The organism is Streptococcus oralis (genome assembly GCF_001578945.1).
In the GTDB taxonomy this organism is placed as follows: domain Bacteria; phylum Bacillota; class Bacilli; order Lactobacillales; family Streptococcaceae; genus Streptococcus; species Streptococcus oralis_Q.
The window spans coordinates 1-272 of sequence record NZ_KQ969660.1; the positions used below are offsets into that span (position 1 = coordinate 1).

Annotated in this window: 1 pseudogene; it reads right to left on the reverse strand. The window is 38.2% G+C overall.

Annotated elements, in window-relative coordinates:
• Positions 1–37: 37 nt before the first annotated feature.
• Positions 38–272 (reverse strand): annotated as a pseudogene (locus SORDD16_RS10270) (IS5 family transposase); the annotation flags it as partial.

The following is a 272-nucleotide window of genomic DNA, read 5'->3' on the forward strand; positions in this document are numbered from 1 at the left end:
CGGATAGCCACTGTCTGCTAAAATTTCACCAGCTTTAGATGATGACAGTATCGGTGTCTTTGATGTTTGTTTTTCCAATTGTGAAACCATTTGGGACTAAGACTTCTTCAACCCAATAACTGCGACGAATGAGGTTGCTTTTATGCACATCAGAATCAGCTACTATCTGTTCATAAGTGCGATATTCTCGGAGATATTGAAGAGTAGCTATTAAAATATCTTCTAAACTCATCTTGGCTGTTTGACCACCTTTCAAGTGCTTGGTTTGATAA